Genomic DNA, 15,615 nt, shown 5'->3' with positions numbered 1-15,615 from the left:
TAATGGAAAAGATCGAGAGATTAAGAAGTGCGTTTGATGAGGCTGGTATTGACGGTATCGTATTAACGAATGAACATAGCCGTAGATATATGGCGAATTTCACAGGAACAGCTGGTGTTGTACTAATTTCAAAAGAGCGTGCTCTATTTATTACAGATTTCCGTTATGTAGAGCAAGCTAGTAAGCAAGCAGTTGGATACGAAATAGTGCAGCATCCAGGATTAATTCTTGATGAAGTTGCGAAACAAGTTAAAGAACTTGGAATTCAAAAGCTAGGCTTTGAGCAAGATACTCTTACATATAGCTCTTACGTAACGCATAATGAAGCGATCGAAGCTGAATTCATCCCAACTTCTGGGCTTGTAGAAAAGTTACGCTTGATAAAGACTGATTCAGAGATTAAGATATTAAAGGAAGCTGCACAGATTGCAGATGCTGCCTTTGAGCATATTCTATCATTCATTCGCCCGGGAGTATCTGAAATTGAAGTGTCAAATGAACTTGAATTTTTCATGAGAAAACAAGGAGCAACATCTTCTTCGTTTGATATTATCGTTGCTTCAGGTCTTCGTTCGGCATTACCGCACGGCGTGGCATCTGAAAAAGTGATAGAAAAAGGAGATTTCGTTACATTAGACTTCGGCGCTTATTACAAAGGATATTGCTCTGATATTACTCGTACGATTGCAGTCGGTGAACCATCTGATAAATTAAAAGAAATTTATAATATCGTTTTAGAAGCACAACTACGTGGTGTGAACGGTATTAAAGCTGGTTTAACGGGTCGTGAGGCTGATGCATTAACGCGTGATTACATAACGGAAAAAGGATATGGTGAATACTTCGGACACTCTACTGGTCATGGAATCGGTCTTGAAATCCATGAAGCACCAGGTTTAGCGTTCCGTTCTGATACAGTACTTGAACCAGGTATGGCTGTAACAGTAGAACCAGGTATTTATATTCCAGGTGTTGGCGGGGTACGTATTGAAGATGATATCATTGTAACAAGTGAAGGTAATGAAGTAATAACGAAATCACCAAAAGAACTTATTATTTTGTAATACACAGGAGGATTTTTTTACATGATTTCAGTAAACGATTTTCGTACAGGTTTAACAATTTCAGTGGACAATGCCCTTTGGCAAGTAATGGATTTCCAACACGTAAAGCCAGGTAAAGGTGCTGCATTCGTTCGCTCTAAACTACGTAACCTTCGCACAGGATCTGTTCAAGAGAAAACATTCCGTGCAGGTGAAAAAGTAGAAAAAGCACACATCGAAAACCGTCGTATGCAATACTTATACGCGAGCGGTGAGTCTCACGTATTTATGGATAACGAAACTTATGAGCAAATCGAACTTGGCGAAAACCAAATCGAGCGCGAATTAAAATTCTTAAAAGAAAACATGGGAGTATCTATTATGACATACCAAGATGAAGTACTTGGTGTTGAACTTCCGAACACAGTTGAATTAACAGTGTCAGAAACAGAGCCTGGTATTAAAGGTGACACAGCTTCTAACGTAACAAAACCAGCTAAATTAGAAACTGGTCTTGTTGTACAAGTACCGATCTTCATTAACGAAGGCGAAATGCTTATCATCAACACTGGTGAAGGTAAATACGTTTCTCGTGCATAGTAGAAAAGCACTCGTGATTATCACGAGTGCTTTTTTTATAGGAAGTAGGGAAGATAGTAAATTGCAGTTATAACAAAACTAACTGTGACGAGTGAAAGGGTACCCATAATATATGGAGTCAAAACAATTTGAAACGGGCGTATTTCACCAGTTTCAATACCGGTAAAAGTTTTATTCGTTACATGATCCATATTGTTATTTCTAAAGTTACTCATAATAATTAACCACGTAATTGCAAATATTGCTAGACTGCCAAGGAAAAAGCTCTCCAAAAATGACCAGCCGACCATTTTTGAAAAAAGATAAATAATAGCTAATTCTACTACAATTGTTAAACTAATTTTTAATGCTTTCATATTTTCCCCCCTCATTTTGTACGTCCAGCCAATTTGAAAAATTCTTGCGTGATACGACATGTAGTGAGCAAGGTGACTTTACTTCTTTCTCAAGTGCAGCATATTCGCCTGGAAACTTGTTTTCCACATGCAATGAAATATAAGGTAGTTTCTCTTGCGCCTTTAAAGAGCGAATGTTAGTCGTTTTGGCACCAGCGAATACGTATGTGAGTTGTAAGTCTAAGAAAGCAACTTTAAAGATTTCTTTTTTAGCGGCCTAGTTATATCCTTTTCCCCAGTATGGATAGCCGATCCAACTGCCAATGTGAGATTGCTTTTTCTCATAATTAATATGTTTAAGTGTGGTGAGGCCAATTATTTCATTTTCTTCATTTACAATCACTCTTGATAAGGAGTGCTTTTTTCGTTCCTCTTCAATTGCAAAAAGAATGAATGTTTTTGTATCTTCCACTGATTCTACTTTTAGCCCTAATGCATTTTTTACATGTGGATTGCTTGATAGCTCAAAAATCACATTTGCATATCGTAAATCGAGCGGTAATAAAGTAACTTGCTTCATCATCTATGCTCCTTTTCTATTAAATATACCATAAATAATTAGAATATTCAGTTTTCAATCGAATCGATAGAGAAAAATTATGTTTTTACTTCTGAAATAGACAACCTCTGCATATGGTTGTACAAATATATTCTTTTTCAGAATAAGGAAGTAGTAACTGTTATGGGAGAAGGTGGGAGAATGAAACAGTGGCTAGCGGCAATGGAAACATCCGTGCTTGTTATGGGGTTACTTCGGTTGTTTTCAGGAAGCGCGGAAATATTCGCCGCTCTGCTTATGCTTTACGTGAATGATGCGAAGAAAGCATTGTTTATAAATGGTATGTTGGCGTTTGTTGGACCGACCGTATTAATTTTAACAATGACAATTGGCATAGCGAGTGTAGCAAGTGAGATTTCTTTCTTGAAACTCTTTTTTCTAGCACTTGGAATTGGCTGCATTTTTATCGCGTTGTTGAAATAGTAAGTCGAGTATAGTGGGGAGAAGCTTATGAAAGAAGTATTAGAAGTTTTACCGAAAACGATGAAACAGTTAGTTGAAGGTTGTAAGCAATACGATACTCTAGAGGAAATTCGCGTTCGAATTGGAAGGCCACTAGAGTGTATTGCACATGGAGAAGTGTTTTTCTATGACTATATCGCTACAGCGGAAGATGCAATCCATTTATTGAATAAATTAAGTCAATTCTCAATTTATACGATGGAAGAGGAATTGAAACGTGGATATGTGACACTACGAGGAGGACATAGAATTGGCCTAGCTGGAAAAGTCATTACAGAAAAAAGCGCAGTGAAAATGATTCGAGATGTCTCTTCTTTTAATATTCGTATTGCCCGTCAAAAAATAGGGATTGCTGAGCCGCTTCTGCCATATCTTTATGAATCGCGATGGTTAAACACGATGGTAATTGGCCCACCGCAAACGGGGAAAACAACACTTTTAAGAGATGTAGCACGTTGTATGAGTCAAGGTGTAAGTGCTTCGAAAATTCCTTCATGTAAAGTGGGGATTGTTGATGAACGATCAGAAATTGCGGGCTGTGTGAAAGGACTCCCGCAATATGACTTTGGCGTGCGAGTAGATGTATTAGACGCTTGTCCAAAAGCTGAAGGAATGATGATGATGATTCGTTCTATGAGCCCAGACATATTAATCGTAGATGAAATTGGACGTAAAGAAGATAGTGAAGCGATTATGGAGGCGGTACATGCAGGTGTTCAGCTTTTTATAAGTGCACATGGATTTTCTTATGATGATGTTGTGAAACGTCCATCGTTACAGGCGGTGCTGGAACTTGGTGTATTTGATAGGTTTGTGGAATTATCAAAAGCGAGAGGGCCAGGAACAGTTATGCAAGTGAAAGATAGAGATGGAAAACCAGTATTATCCCATAGAAAGGTTCAAGGCGTATGGTGAAAATATTTGGTGCGGTATTAATAGTTGCTGTTAGCACTTTTTTCGGATTTTCATACGCTAAAAGGTACAGTGAGAGACCGCGGCAACTTAGGTTATTGAAGGCAGCATTGCAATCATTAGAAGCTGAAATTATGTATGGACACACGCCGTTATCTGAGGCTGCAGAGCGTTTAGTCAAACAAATGCCGAAGCCGTTAAATTGGATATTTCAAAGCTTTTCGAAACGGCTAGAGGACGGGGAGCAAACAGTTAGAGACGCTTGGATTGATAGTTTGAAGGAGAACTGGACGTTAACGGCGTTTAAACAAACCGAGTATGAAATCTTACAACAATTTGGTGAAACACTTGGACAACATGATCGTGAATCACAGCAAAAACATATTCGCTTATGTATTACACATTTGGAGAGAGAAGAAGGAGAAGCGAAAGCATTACAACTACAATATGAAAAAATGATAAAGAGTTTAGGGGTACTAGCAGGGCTACTTATCGTAATTTTACTGCTATAGGGGGGAGAAAGGCGATGTCCATTGATGTTGGATTAATATTTCAAATCGCCGGAATCGGCATTGTTTTAGCTTTCATTCATACTGTACTAAAAGAATTAAAGCGAGAGGATATTGCAAATTGGGTTATCCTTGTCGGTTTTGTCGTTATTTTGTTTCATGTTGCATTTTTAATTAATACTCTATTCGACAAGATTAAAAGTGTCTTTCTCTTCCAGTAAAGGAGGCGGTTCGAATCGAAATTATACAAATTGTCGGATTAGGCCTCGTTGCTACATTTTTAGCTGCTGTTTTAAATCAGCATAAGTCTAGTATTACATCGTTATTTATTGTGTTCATTGGTAGCATGATGTTTCTTCTCTTAATCGATCAAATTCATTCTATTTTACAAATGATTGAGAGAGTGGCGAGTGAAGCGAAGGTTAGCAACGTATATGTAGAAACGTTATTGAAAATTATAGGGATTGCTTATATCGCTGAGTTTGGTGCGCAAATTACAAAGGATGCTGGTCAAGGTGCAATCGCTTCGAAAATTGAATTAGCTGGGAAAATCTTAATTCTCGTCATGGCAATTCCTATTTTGACGGTTGTAATTGAAACAATTCTCGGTTTTTTACCTACGGGATAAGGGGGAGTGAATGTTGAGGAAGTTTGGAGCTAAGCTATTATTTGCTTGCTTCCTTTTCTTTTCTTTACCGATTGTTGTACAAGCTTCTCCTATAGAAACAAACGTCGTTGATCAACAATTGGATAAGCTCGGAATTGAAGATGTGAAGCAATTTTGGGACGGGCTTGTTACAAAGTATGGAGGCTATTTACCAGAGAGTCAAAAAGGAAGCTTTATGGAGTTTGTAAAGGGAGAAAAAGAGTTCTCCATAAAAGAGTGGATGATAGGTCTACTAAAATATTTATTTCATGAGCTTGTTGCAAATGGAAAGTTACTCGGAACGCTCATTATGCTCACGATTTTCAGTGCATTGTTGCAATCGTTGCAATCTGCTTTTTCAAAGAGTAGCGTGAGTAAAATCGCTGATGCAGTCGTATACATGGTACTTATTATTTTCGCTTTAAATAGTTTTTATGTCGTTATGACATATGCAAGAGAGACGATACAAACAATGGTAGATTTTATACTAGCGTTATTACCAATTTTACTTGCACTCGTAGCAACAGGCGGCGGTGTTGTTTCTGTATCATTTTTTCATCCAATCATCATTTTCTTAATGAATACGAGTGGGCTTCTTATGAACTATATCGTTCTACCACTTTTATTACTTGCAACTATATTAAGTATTGTAAGCACGATGAGTGATCAATATAAAGTTACGAAATTGTCCAAGCTTTTGCAAAACGTTAGTGTTGGGATTATTGGTATCTTTTTGACGGTTTTTTTAGGCGTATTATCTGTACAGGGAACAGCGTCAGCCGTTGCTGATGGTATAGCTGTGAAAACGGCTAAATTTGTAACAGGAAACTTCATTCCTGTAGTAGGAAGGATGTTTACTGAGGCGGCGGATACTGTTATTAGTGCATCTGGATTATTAAAAAACACAGTCGGAATTATCGGGCTCGTTATTTTATGCTTAATTGTCGCTTTCCCAGCGATTCAAATTTTTTGTATCGCGTTTATTTATAAATTCGCAGCAGCAGTATTACAACCAGTAGGCGGAGGAGCAATTATTCAATGTTTAGATATCATTGGACGAAGTATCATTTACGTATTTGCTTGCTTAGCTATCGTATCATTTATGTTCTTTTTAAGTATCACAATTATTATTGCTGCCGGGAACATTACTCTCATGATGCGTTAGGAGGTGAAGAGTATGCAATTTGTTACAGAGTGGATTAGAAATATTATCGTTTTTTTACTCTTAGCGACAATGCTTCATCTTATTCTTCCAAATTCAAATTTGCAAAAGTACGTTAAATTCGTTGTAAGTCTATTGTTAGTCGTATTAATTTTAACGCCTCTATTTAAGTTGTTACAAACAGATATAAATGAAGTTATCGCAAATTTCAATGAGGAAAAGTACGTAGCAGATGGATCTGTAAAAAATTCGATAGATTCGAAGAAAAAAGAAATACAAGCTCTAACACGTGCATATAGTTTAGAAGAGATGGCTACCAAAATGAAAAAAGATGTAGGAAAAGAGTTTGAGAAAAAGTATGGTATGACAGTCTCTGAAATACAAATAGTCGCAGTGGAACATGCAGAAGAAGTAAAGTCAGCGAAAGATATTCAATCTGTTGTTGTGACGTTGAAAGAAAAAGAACGTAGTAAAAATGATGCAATCGAAACAGTAAAGCCCATTGAAATTAATATGAAAGAACCTCCAAAAAAAATAGAAGAAACGAATGTAGAAATGAAAGATTTCTTTTCAAGCAGGTGGCAACTAGAGGATAAACAAATCCAAGTTCAGATGGAAGGGAGGACAGGTAGCGTAAATGGACAATAAAGATAAAAATTCGAGGTTCTCATTTTTTCGAAACCTATTAAATGGGGATGGAAAAGAAAGTAATGAGAAGGGGAAAAAGGTAACACCTAAGTTTTTGCTTGTCCTACTCATACTTGGGATTGCGCTTATGTTTTCTAGTAATTTCTTATCACCTAAAAAAGAAGAAGTGCCTGTGTTTAAAGAAAAGACAAGTCAAAGCCAAGATAAAGATGTACCAACTTTCGGTCAAAAAAACAATGATAATATGTCAAATGTAGAAAAATACGAAAAAGCGTATGAACAAGAATTGAAAGCTTCTTTAGAAGAGATAGCCGGAGTAAAAGATGTAACTATTAAAGTGAACTTAGATTCATCTGAAGAAAAAATACTCGAGAAAAATACAGTGAAACGTTCACAAACGACAGGTGAAACTGATAAAGCAGGCGGGAAAAGGGAAGTAGAAGACGAGTCTCTTGATGAAAAGACAGTCATTATACGTGAAGGTGATAAAGAAACTCCAATTGTTTTGCGAACAGAGAAACCGAAAGTACGAGGTGTTCTGGTCGTAGCAAAGGGAGTGGATAATATACAAATAAAAGCAATGGTAAAAGAAGCTGTGACGCGATTATTAGATGTACCAGCTCATCGCGTTTCAGTATCACCGAAAAATTGATAGGGAGGAAATAAAGTGTTAAAAAAACAAACGGTTTGGCTATTAACGATGTTAAGTTTAGTGGTTGTACTATCTGTTTATTACGTAACAACTCCTGATAAAATGAATACAGCAGCACCGGCAACGGGTGAAAAGATGGGACAAGAAAAGCAAGGTGTTGATAAAGCAGTTACAAAAGAAACAACGAAAGAAACTACAAATAAAGAGACAACAAAAGAAAATACAAGCAAGGAAACTACAAATAAAGAAACAGACAAAAAAGAGAATGACAAAAAAGAAACAAGTAAAAAAGAGGCTAGCGTAACAGTTCAATCAAGCGATGAGAATTTTACAGCGCTACGTATGCAAATGGAAGATCAGCGTAGTGTAGAGAAAGAAAAGTTACAAAATGTAATGAAGTCATCAAAATCTTCAGCAGAAGAAAAGAGTAAAGCGAAAGATAATCTTGATGCCATCACTACGATGGAAACGAAGCAACAATTACTTGAGACAGTGATTAAATCTCAAGGTGGATATAAAGATGCTCTTGTAAGAGCTGATGGAACGGACATTAAAGTAACAGTTAAATCGGCAAAGCACTCACAAAAAGAAGCGAATAAAATTATTCAGCTCGTAAGAAGTGAAGGTGGTCCAAAAGATGTAGGTGTGAAATTTGATCCATCAGTAAAATAAATTATAATAGGTGTTGCTGCTTCAAATTAGATAAAGGAATAATAGAAAAAAGCTATCGTTTTCGATAGCTTTTTTCTATTTCATCTTTGCAGTTGTATTTAGTATTTTCAATTGGAAACGGGGAAATACGCTGTGAGTAAAAGATTAATGGTTCGTGATGATGGTGATTAGTTTTTCCAGATTTGACGTGAATGAAGAGGACCAATGTCCAAATCACTACGGCAGGCAAGAACAGGATAAGCCATATCATATGTCCGCACCTCACTACAATAAATTTGCTACACTTTGAACATACTATTCTTTTATGAAGGAAGAATGAACGGCGCGTAAACAAAAAAATAATATTTGGTAAAAATATGTTTTTTTACCGTAGATAAAATGAAGAATGCTGAGGGAATTACGTTTTTACACTTTGCAGTTTTGAAAAAGTAAAGAATGTTTTTTAGGAAGTGGTCTTGCCAATTTTGTGTGAAACTTGGTATTATTACTAGGTAATAATTTTTTGGTGGAATAATATTTTTACAGGAGTTTCGATTTATAATAAAGAAATATAAATTGGAATGTTTAAAAAATTTAGCGTAAGATGGGAATAGTAAATATTTCTATTAGTAAATGTCATAGGAATAAATTTTCTAATAGAATACATCGTATTTTTACAGTAAATCAGTTTGATGCCAATCTGTAAAAACGGGACAAACAAGAGTATGGGAGTGGATTTTACATGTTTAAAATTCAAGAAGTTCGTGAATTAATTAAATTAATTGATAGCTCTAATATTGATGAATTTGAATACAAAAAAGACGGTACAGCAATCAAAATGAAAAAACGTGGTAATGAAGTTGTTGCTGTGCAAGCACCGGTAACGAAACAGGTAGTACAACCAGCAGCATCTGTTGAAGTAGAAACAGCAGTAGCGGCAGCGCAAGTAGAAGCGCCAAAACAAGAAGAGAAGACAGCTGTTCAAAATGAAAACCTACATAAAATCACATCACCGATGGTAGGGACATTTTATTCCTCTTCTTCGCCTGATACACCTCAATATGTAAGTGTTGGGGACAGAGTATCGAAAGATTCTATCGTATGTATTGTTGAGGCTATGAAATTATTTAACGAAATTGACGCAGATGTAGAGGGCGAAATTGTTGAAATTCTTGTTAATAACGGACAGCTTGTTGAGTATGGACAACCGCTATTTCTTGTAAAAGCGTAATAAGGGAGTCTTTGTGATGATAAAAAAAGTATTAATAGCCAATCGTGGGGAAATTGCTGTACGAATTATTCGTGCTTGTAAAGAAATGGATATTGAAACAGTTGCAATTTATTCAGAAGCAGACAAAGAGTCACTTCATGTGCAAATTGCAGATGAAGCGTATTGTGTTGGACCAACGATTTCAAAAGAAAGCTATTTAAATTTGACGAACATTATTAGTGTTGCGAAATTAACAGGTTGTGATGCAATTCATCCGGGATATGGATTTTTAGCAGAGAATGCAGATTTTGCAGAATTATGCCGTGAGTGTAACTTGATTTTTATCGGTCCAAGCCCAGAAGCCATTTCAAAGATGGGCACAAAAGACGTTGCACGTGATACAATGAAAGAAGCAGGGGTTCCGATTGTACCAGGTTCACAAGGGATTATTAAAAATACCGAAGAAGCGATCGAGCTTGCTAATCAACTTGGATATCCAGTTATCATTAAAGCGACTGCAGGTGGCGGCGGAAAAGGTATTCGTGTTGCGCGCCATGAAGAAGAGCTTGTAAAAGGAATTCAAATTACACAGCAAGAAGCCAGTACCGCTTTTGGGAACCCTGGTGTATACTTGGAGAAGTACGTTGAAGATTTCCGCCATGTTGAGATTCAAATAATGGCAGATACACATGGAAATGCCATTCATTTAGGAGAGCGTGATTGTACAATTCAGCGCCGTCTGCAAAAATTATTAGAAGAAAGTCCATCACCTGCACTTGATGAGAATATTCGCAAGCAAATGGGTGAGGCAGCAGTTAAAGCGGCGGTAGCGGTTGATTATACAGGTGCTGGTACGGTTGAGTTTATTTATGAATATAAAACGAAAAGCTTTTATTTCATGGAGATGAATACGAGAATCCAAGTTGAACATCCAGTTACTGAAATGGTAACAGGGATGGATTTAATTAAAGAACAAATTCTTGTTGCTTCTGGAGAAAAGTTATCGTTACAGCAAGAAGAAGTACAATTTAATGGTTGGGCAATGGAATGTCGAATTAATGCGGAAAACCCTGCCAAAAAATTTATGCCATCTCCAGGTAAAGTAGAAATGTACTTACCACCAGGCGGATTTGGTATTCGCGTCGATTCAGCTGTATATCCGGGATATTCAATACCACCTTTCTATGATTCGATGGTTGCTAAATTAATTGTTCACGGAAAAACACGTGAAGAGGCAATTGCAAAAATGAAGCGAGCGCTCAGTGAGTTTGTCATTGAAGGCGTACATACAACAATCCCGTTCCATTTGCAATTGCTAGAGCATCCTGATTTTGTAAAAGGTGAGTTTAACACGAAATTTTTGGAAGAGCATGAACTTGTGACGCAGTGATACATTAAAGGAGGTTTTTTTCATGGCTGAACATATGTTAGATATGGGTCAAGATACAACTCTTGGAAAAGTAGAAATTGCACCAGAAGTAATCGAAGTAATTGCAGGTATTGCAGCTGCTGAAGTAGAAGGTGTAGCGGCAATGCGTGGTAATTTTGCTACAGATGTTGTTGAGAAGTTAGGTAAGAAAAATCATGGTAAAGGTGTAAAGGTTGAATTAGCAAACGAAGATATTATTGTTGACCTTTATGTTGTGATGTATTTTGGTGTAGCGATTCCGGTTGTTGCACAAAAAATTCAAGACAATATTCGCCAAGCACTCTTTACAATGACAGGACTTGAGCCAAAAGAAGTGAACGTTCACATCGTTGGCGTAACATTCGAAACACAAAAAACAGAAATCGAACCAGTGTAAGAGTGGAAAAAGGTGCCTAGTAAAATAGGCATCTTTTTTATCGTTTCATTTCTTCACAAATTAAAACCCTCTAATTATTATACTATTTCAAAAAAAAAGAAAAATAAAACGGTATGTTTCATTTTTCCAAAAAACGTACATTGTGATAAGATATGGAACTTGAAGTTAATCTTTTTATTATTTTTCAGCCTTGTACCCCGTGTGTGAAACGATAAATTGTGTTATTATCATTGTATTATAAGGTTGGAAAATCAATGAAAACTGCAAGAGTAAGTGAATTGACGGCTTATAAATTATAATAATATAACAAAACATAAGGAAAGACTTGAAGTATAAAGGAGAGTTACAATGAAACGTAGGACGGCTAGAGAAAGAGCAATGCAAGCATTATACCAAATGGATATTACAGGTGAATTAGAACCGAAAGTAGCGGTGGAAAATACGCTAGATGAAGGCGAAGAAACAAATGAGTTTCTAGAATCACTTGTTGTAGGATTTGTAGACAACAAAGAAGAGATTGACGCAGCAATTCGTCAAAATTTAAAAAAGTGGAAGCTTGAGCGTATTAGTATTGTTGATCGCAGTATTTTACGTGTAGCTGTGTGTGAGATGAAATACATGGAAGAAATTCCGCACAATGTAACAATTAACGAAGCAATTGAAATCGCAAAAACATTTGGGGATGAGGAATCTCGTCGTTTTATTAACGGCGTTTTATCTAATATAAAAGATACACTGTAATTTCTTTAAGGGGGAAACTTAAAATGGTAGCAGTAATCATCAAAGGAAATGAAGTTGCGGAGAAAAAACGAGCACAATTAAAAGAAAAAGTTGTGAAGTTAAAAGAGCAAGGGATTGTACCAGGATTAGCAGTTATTTTAGTTGGAGAAGATCCAGCATCTCGCTCTTATGTAAAAGGAAAAGAAAAAGGCTGTGAGCAAGTAGGAATCTATTCAGAGCTAATTGAACTTCCTGAAACGATTACTGAGGAGCGTTTGCTTGCTGAAATCGATCGCTTAAATGGAGACGACCGCATTAATGGCATATTGGTACAATTACCTTTACCAAAACATATTGAAGAAAAAGCTATCATTGAAAGAATTTCACCGGAAAAGGATGTAGATGGATTTCACCCAATCAGCGTAGGACGTATGATGACGGGACAAGACACATTCCTTCCATGTACACCGCATGGCATTTTAGAATTAGTAAAAGAAACGAATCTTGATATTTCTGGAAAGCATGTTGTTGTAATTGGAAGAAGTAATATTGTTGGTAAACCAGTGGGGCAACTGTTTTTAAATGAAAATGCTACTGTCACATATTGTCATTCTAAGACGCAAAATATAAAAGAATTATCGAAGTTAGCTGATATTTTAATCGTAGCCGTTGGACGACCGAAAATGGTAACAGCTGACTATATTAAAGAGGGTGCGGTTGTAATTGATGTTGGTGTTAACCGTTTAGAAACAGGCAAACTTTGTGGTGATGTTGATTTTGACAATGTATTAGACGTTGCAGGTTACATTACGCCTGTGCCAAAAGGAGTCGGCCCAATGACTATTACAATGCTTCTTCACAACACTGTGGAGTCTGCAAAGCGTGCAGGTGTTGTTTGTCAATAATTTGAATCGGCTATGAGGAGAGAGAAATGGAGAAACAATATTTAACCGTTACAGCATTAACACGCTATATTAAAACAAAAATAGAGTATGATCCGCATTTACAGTCTGTTTGGTTAAAAGGAGAAATTTCCAACTTTAAATATCATAGTCGTGGTCATATGTATTTTACATTGAAAGATGAAAATGCAAGAATTGCAGCGGTTATGTTTGCGGGTCATAATCGTAACATTAAATTCAGACCGGAAAATGGAATGAAAGTACTTGTAAAAGGAAAGATTTCTGTTTATGAGGCGAGTGGTTCTTATCAAATTTATATTCAAGACATGCAGCCTGACGGAATTGGAAACTTGCATTTAGCTTATGAGCAATTAAAAGTTCGTTTAGAGGAAGAGGGCTTGTTTTCTCAAGTTTATAAAAAAATAATTCCTCCGTATGCTAAAACAATAGGTGTAATCACGTCGCCAACAGGAGCAGCAATTCGCGATATTATAACAACAATTAAACGTCGATATCCAATTGGAAATGTTATTGTGTTTCCTGTACTTGTACAAGGGGAGTCAGCAGCTCCCTCGATTGTACAAGCAATTCGTACAGCGAATGAAATGGGAGATATTGATGTTTTAATTGTTGGACGTGGTGGAGGCTCTATTGAAGAATTATGGGCCTTTAATGAGGAAGTAGTTGCAAGAGAAATTTTCACAAGTGAGATTCCGATTATTTCGGCTGTAGGCCATGAAACAGATTTTACAATCGCAGATTTTGTCGCGGATTTACGTGCACCAACACCGACTGCAGCAGCTGAGTTGGCGGTACCTAATACTATAGAGTTACAAGAAAAGGTATTACAAAGAACTCTGAGATTGCAAAGAGCAATGAGAGAGAGAGTACATAAAAAAGAAGAAAAACTGCAAGTGTTACAAAAATCTTATGCGTTCCGTTATCCAAGGCAAGTGTACGAGCAAAAAGAAGAGCAGTTAGACAGGGCTCTTGAACAACTTGTTTTAGCGAAAGAGCGTTATATAGATAAAAAAGTAAATCAATTAAAGCAACTTTCATTTTATTTAGAAAAGCACCACCCATCTCAAAAAATTATACAAACGAAAACGGCAATTGAAACGTTGCAAAAGCAGTTGCAACGTGAAATGCAAACATTACTTCAAACGAAGGAGTTCGTATTTGTGAGAGCGGCTCAAAAGCTTGAGGTATTAAGCCCGCTTAAAGTAATGATGAGAGGGTATGGGCTTGTATACGATGAAGAGAAACAAGTATTAAAAAGCGTGAAAGATGTTAGCCTTGGAGATGCTGTTTCGGTTCAATTACAAGATGGAATACTAGATTGTAGCGTATCAAGCATAGAGGAGCGTGAATTGAATAATGGAAAATAAGTTAAGCTTTGAAGAAGCAATTTCGCAGCTTGAGCATCTCGTTTCTAAGCTTGAACAAGGTGATGTACCTTTAGAGGAAGCAATTTCTTATTTTAAGGAAGGCATGGAATTATCTAAGCTTTGTGATGAGAAATTGAAAGATGTACAAGAACAAATGGCAGTTATCCTTGGGGAAGATGGAGAGCTTAAACCGTTTACTGCTTTAGGAGATGAAGCATAGTGACACATATAGCTTTTGATGCTTTTTTGAAAGAGAGTAAAACTTTCGTAGAAGAAAAGCTTGTAAGCTATGCAAATGAATTACAATGTCCAAATGTGCTTCGTGAAGCGATGGCATATTCTTTGGAAGCGGGTGGGAAACGTCTCCGCCCGTTACTTTTATTTGCAACGTTACAAGCGTTTGGGAAAGAAAGAAATCTTGGAGTGGGTGCAGCTTGTGCCCTTGAAATGATTCATACATATTCGTTAATTCATGATGATTTACCTTGTATGGATGATGATGATCTAAGACGAGGAAAGCCTACAAATCATAAAGTATTTGGTGAAGCAATGGCAGTTTTAGCGGGAGATGGTTTGTTGACATATGCTTTTCAAGTTATTATGGCATATGAGCAAAAAGAAATCTCTGCTGAAAAAAAAGTAAGACTTGTACTTGAGCTTGCGAAAGCAGCAGGACCTGAAGGAATGGTTGCTGGACAAGTGGCAGATATGGAAGCTGAAGGAAAACGACTTACAATTAATGAATTAGAGTACATTCATAATCATAAGACAGGTAAACTGCTTGAGTTTGCTGTACTTGCAGGAGCGATACTTTCTGATGCTACAGAAGAGCAAGAAGAGAAGTTACTTGCATTTGCGAAATATATCGGTCTAGCTTTCCAAATTAGAGATGATATTTTGGATGTAGAAGGAACAGAAGAAGAGATTGGAAAACCGATTGGTAGTGATGCTTCCAACGAGAAGAGCACATATACGACGTTATTTACTGTAGATAGAGCAAAATCTATTTTAGAGGAGAAAATTGCAAAAGCAAAAGATTCTATTAGCTCCTTACAATTACAAGATGAATATTTACTATCTATTTGTGATTTAATCGCAAAACGTAATAACTAATATAACAGCGTTTCCATTTGTTGAGTCATTCATCATTTTATGATATAAATGTAGGAAAGGTTTTTCTTTTCTTGTTATTGGCAAAAATATATGTAGATTACATTGCCGTTATCACTTCGTGTTAGCGGCTATTTTTTTCATCACGTAAAGAAATATGATGTATAATATGATAAGTGAAAAAATGGAAGTGTTTTCTGAAAGCAGGACAAGATAAAAAGAATAGAAAAGATAATTTCTT

Annotated in this window: 21 protein-coding genes and 1 pseudogene; 19 read left to right on the top strand and 3 right to left on the bottom strand. The window is 36.6% G+C overall.

What is annotated here, in order from left to right; all coding sequences use genetic code 11:
- The first annotated feature begins 2 nt into the window (after window positions 1-2).
- Together pepQ and efp are read left to right on the top strand one after the other, a co-directional pair.
- Complete coding sequence (pepQ, locus tag NSS97_RS21395) at window positions 3-1,064, top strand: Xaa-Pro dipeptidase (RefSeq protein WP_002033991.1); 1,062 nt, start codon at window positions 3-5, stop codon at window positions 1,062-1,064.
- 21 nt (window positions 1,065-1,085) lie between these two features.
- Complete coding sequence (gene efp / locus NSS97_RS21390; protein ID WP_002033989.1) at window positions 1,086-1,643, top strand: elongation factor P; 558 nt, start codon at window positions 1,086-1,088, stop codon at window positions 1,641-1,643.
- A 35-nt stretch (window positions 1,644-1,678) separates the two neighbouring features.
- Here the strand turns inward: efp and NSS97_RS21385 are convergent, their stop codons facing one another.
- Together NSS97_RS21385 and NSS97_RS21380 are read right to left on the bottom strand one after the other, a co-directional pair.
- Complete coding sequence (locus NSS97_RS21385) at window positions 1,679-1,999, bottom strand: hypothetical protein (RefSeq protein ID WP_016100630.1); 321 nt, start codon at window positions 1,997-1,999, stop codon at window positions 1,679-1,681.
- Window positions 1,980-2,558 (bottom strand): annotated as a pseudogene (locus tag NSS97_RS21380) (GNAT family N-acetyltransferase). Before NSS97_RS21380 ends, NSS97_RS21385 begins: the two are co-directional and overlap by 20 nt.
- Window positions 2,559-2,738: 180 nt before the next feature.
- Here NSS97_RS21380 and NSS97_RS21375 point away from each other — a divergent pair.
- The 9 genes from NSS97_RS21375 to NSS97_RS21335 are packed head-to-tail and all read left to right on the top strand — an operon-like array spanning window position 2,739 to window position 8,260.
- Window positions 2,739-3,020 (top strand): YqhV family protein, encoded by a 282-nt coding sequence (locus tag NSS97_RS21375; RefSeq protein WP_000816054.1) that lies wholly within the window; start codon window positions 2,739-2,741, stop codon window positions 3,018-3,020.
- Window positions 3,021-3,047: 27 nt separating this feature from the next.
- Window positions 3,048-3,974 (top strand): stage III sporulation protein AA, encoded by a 927-nt coding sequence (gene spoIIIAA / locus NSS97_RS21370; RefSeq protein ID WP_341113987.1) that lies wholly within the window; start codon window positions 3,048-3,050, stop codon window positions 3,972-3,974.
- Window positions 3,968-4,483, top strand: coding sequence for a stage III sporulation protein SpoIIIAB (gene spoIIIAB, locus NSS97_RS21365; protein WP_107886364.1), 516 nt, complete (start codon window positions 3,968-3,970; stop codon window positions 4,481-4,483). Before spoIIIAA ends, spoIIIAB begins: the two co-directional genes overlap by 7 nt.
- 14 nt (window positions 4,484-4,497) lie before the next feature.
- The gene (gene spoIIIAC / locus NSS97_RS21360; RefSeq protein WP_000020914.1) at window positions 4,498-4,701 is read left to right on the top strand and encodes a stage III sporulation protein AC; all 204 of its coding nucleotides are present in this window, start codon (window positions 4,498-4,500) and stop codon (window positions 4,699-4,701) included.
- A gap of 23 nt (window positions 4,702-4,724) precedes the next feature.
- Window positions 4,725-5,108 carry a stage III sporulation protein AD gene (gene spoIIIAD / locus NSS97_RS21355; RefSeq protein ID WP_078172833.1) on the top strand — a complete coding sequence of 128 codons (384 nt, stop codon included), beginning with the start codon at window positions 4,725-4,727 and terminating at the stop codon, window positions 5,106-5,108.
- 10 nt (window positions 5,109-5,118) lie between these two features.
- Window positions 5,119-6,291 carry a stage III sporulation protein AE gene (spoIIIAE, locus tag NSS97_RS21350; RefSeq protein ID WP_002067101.1) on the top strand — a complete coding sequence of 391 codons (1,173 nt, stop codon included), beginning with the start codon at window positions 5,119-5,121 and terminating at the stop codon, window positions 6,289-6,291.
- 12 nt (window positions 6,292-6,303) lie between these two features.
- A complete protein-coding gene (gene spoIIIAF / locus NSS97_RS21345) occupies window positions 6,304-6,936 on the top strand; it encodes a stage III sporulation protein AF (protein ID WP_341113982.1) in 633 nt (210 codons plus the stop codon).
- On the top strand, window positions 6,926-7,588 hold the full coding sequence (gene spoIIIAG, locus NSS97_RS21340) for a stage III sporulation protein AG (RefSeq protein ID WP_002088572.1): 663 nt from the start codon (window positions 6,926-6,928) through the stop codon (window positions 7,586-7,588). The genes spoIIIAF and spoIIIAG overlap by 11 nt, the downstream gene beginning before the upstream one ends.
- A gap of 15 nt (window positions 7,589-7,603) precedes the next feature.
- Window positions 7,604-8,260 carry a SpoIIIAH-like family protein gene (locus tag NSS97_RS21335; protein ID WP_002067104.1) on the top strand — a complete coding sequence of 219 codons (657 nt, stop codon included), beginning with the start codon at window positions 7,604-7,606 and terminating at the stop codon, window positions 8,258-8,260.
- A gap of 52 nt (window positions 8,261-8,312) precedes the next feature.
- Here NSS97_RS21335 and NSS97_RS21330 read toward each other — a convergent pair whose 3' ends face one another.
- The gene (locus NSS97_RS21330; RefSeq protein ID WP_012261697.1) at window positions 8,313-8,510 is read right to left on the bottom strand and encodes a hypothetical protein; all 198 of its coding nucleotides are present in this window, start codon (window positions 8,508-8,510) and stop codon (window positions 8,313-8,315) included.
- A 471-nt stretch (window positions 8,511-8,981) separates the two neighbouring features.
- Between NSS97_RS21330 and accB the strand changes: the two genes are divergently transcribed.
- The 8 genes from accB (at window position 8,982) to ispA (ending at window position 15,377) form a co-directional block, all read left to right on the top strand.
- Complete coding sequence (gene accB / locus NSS97_RS21325; protein ID WP_002192509.1) at window positions 8,982-9,470, top strand: acetyl-CoA carboxylase biotin carboxyl carrier protein; 489 nt, start codon at window positions 8,982-8,984, stop codon at window positions 9,468-9,470.
- A gap of 16 nt (window positions 9,471-9,486) precedes the next feature.
- Entirely contained in the window at window positions 9,487-10,839 is a 1,353-nt protein-coding gene (gene accC, locus NSS97_RS21320) for an acetyl-CoA carboxylase biotin carboxylase subunit (RefSeq protein WP_002015065.1), read from the top strand.
- 22 nt (window positions 10,840-10,861) lie between these two features.
- On the top strand, window positions 10,862-11,254 hold the full coding sequence (locus tag NSS97_RS21315; RefSeq protein ID WP_000807630.1) for an Asp23/Gls24 family envelope stress response protein: 393 nt from the start codon (window positions 10,862-10,864) through the stop codon (window positions 11,252-11,254).
- 348 nt (window positions 11,255-11,602) lie between these two features.
- Window positions 11,603-11,995, top strand: coding sequence for a N utilization substance protein NusB (gene nusB / locus NSS97_RS21310; protein WP_002067080.1), 393 nt, complete (start codon window positions 11,603-11,605; stop codon window positions 11,993-11,995).
- Between the two features lie 23 nt (window positions 11,996-12,018).
- Window positions 12,019-12,879, top strand: a complete 861-nt coding sequence (gene folD / locus NSS97_RS21305) for a bifunctional methylenetetrahydrofolate dehydrogenase/methenyltetrahydrofolate cyclohydrolase FolD (RefSeq protein ID WP_002067081.1) — start codon at window positions 12,019-12,021, stop codon at window positions 12,877-12,879.
- Between the two features lie 26 nt (window positions 12,880-12,905).
- Window positions 12,906-14,264: an exodeoxyribonuclease VII large subunit gene (xseA, locus tag NSS97_RS21300; protein ID WP_002015068.1), complete on the top strand. Its 1,359-nt coding sequence runs from the start codon at window positions 12,906-12,908 to the stop codon at window positions 14,262-14,264.
- Entirely contained in the window at window positions 14,254-14,484 is a 231-nt protein-coding gene (gene xseB / locus NSS97_RS21295) for an exodeoxyribonuclease VII small subunit (protein ID WP_000428422.1), read from the top strand. The genes xseA and xseB overlap by 11 nt, the downstream gene beginning before the upstream one ends.
- On the top strand, window positions 14,484-15,377 hold the full coding sequence (ispA, locus tag NSS97_RS21290; protein ID WP_002015072.1) for a (2E,6E)-farnesyl diphosphate synthase: 894 nt from the start codon (window positions 14,484-14,486) through the stop codon (window positions 15,375-15,377). The genes xseB and ispA overlap by 1 nt, the downstream gene beginning before the upstream one ends.
- Window positions 15,378-15,615 lie beyond the last annotated feature (238 nt).

It is taken from the genome of Bacillus sp. FSL R12-0074 (assembly GCF_038005725.1).
Classification (GTDB): Bacteria; Bacillota; Bacilli; order Bacillales; family Bacillaceae_G; genus Bacillus_A; species Bacillus_A mycoides.
This window is presented reverse-complemented; position numbering and strand designations above follow the sequence as displayed.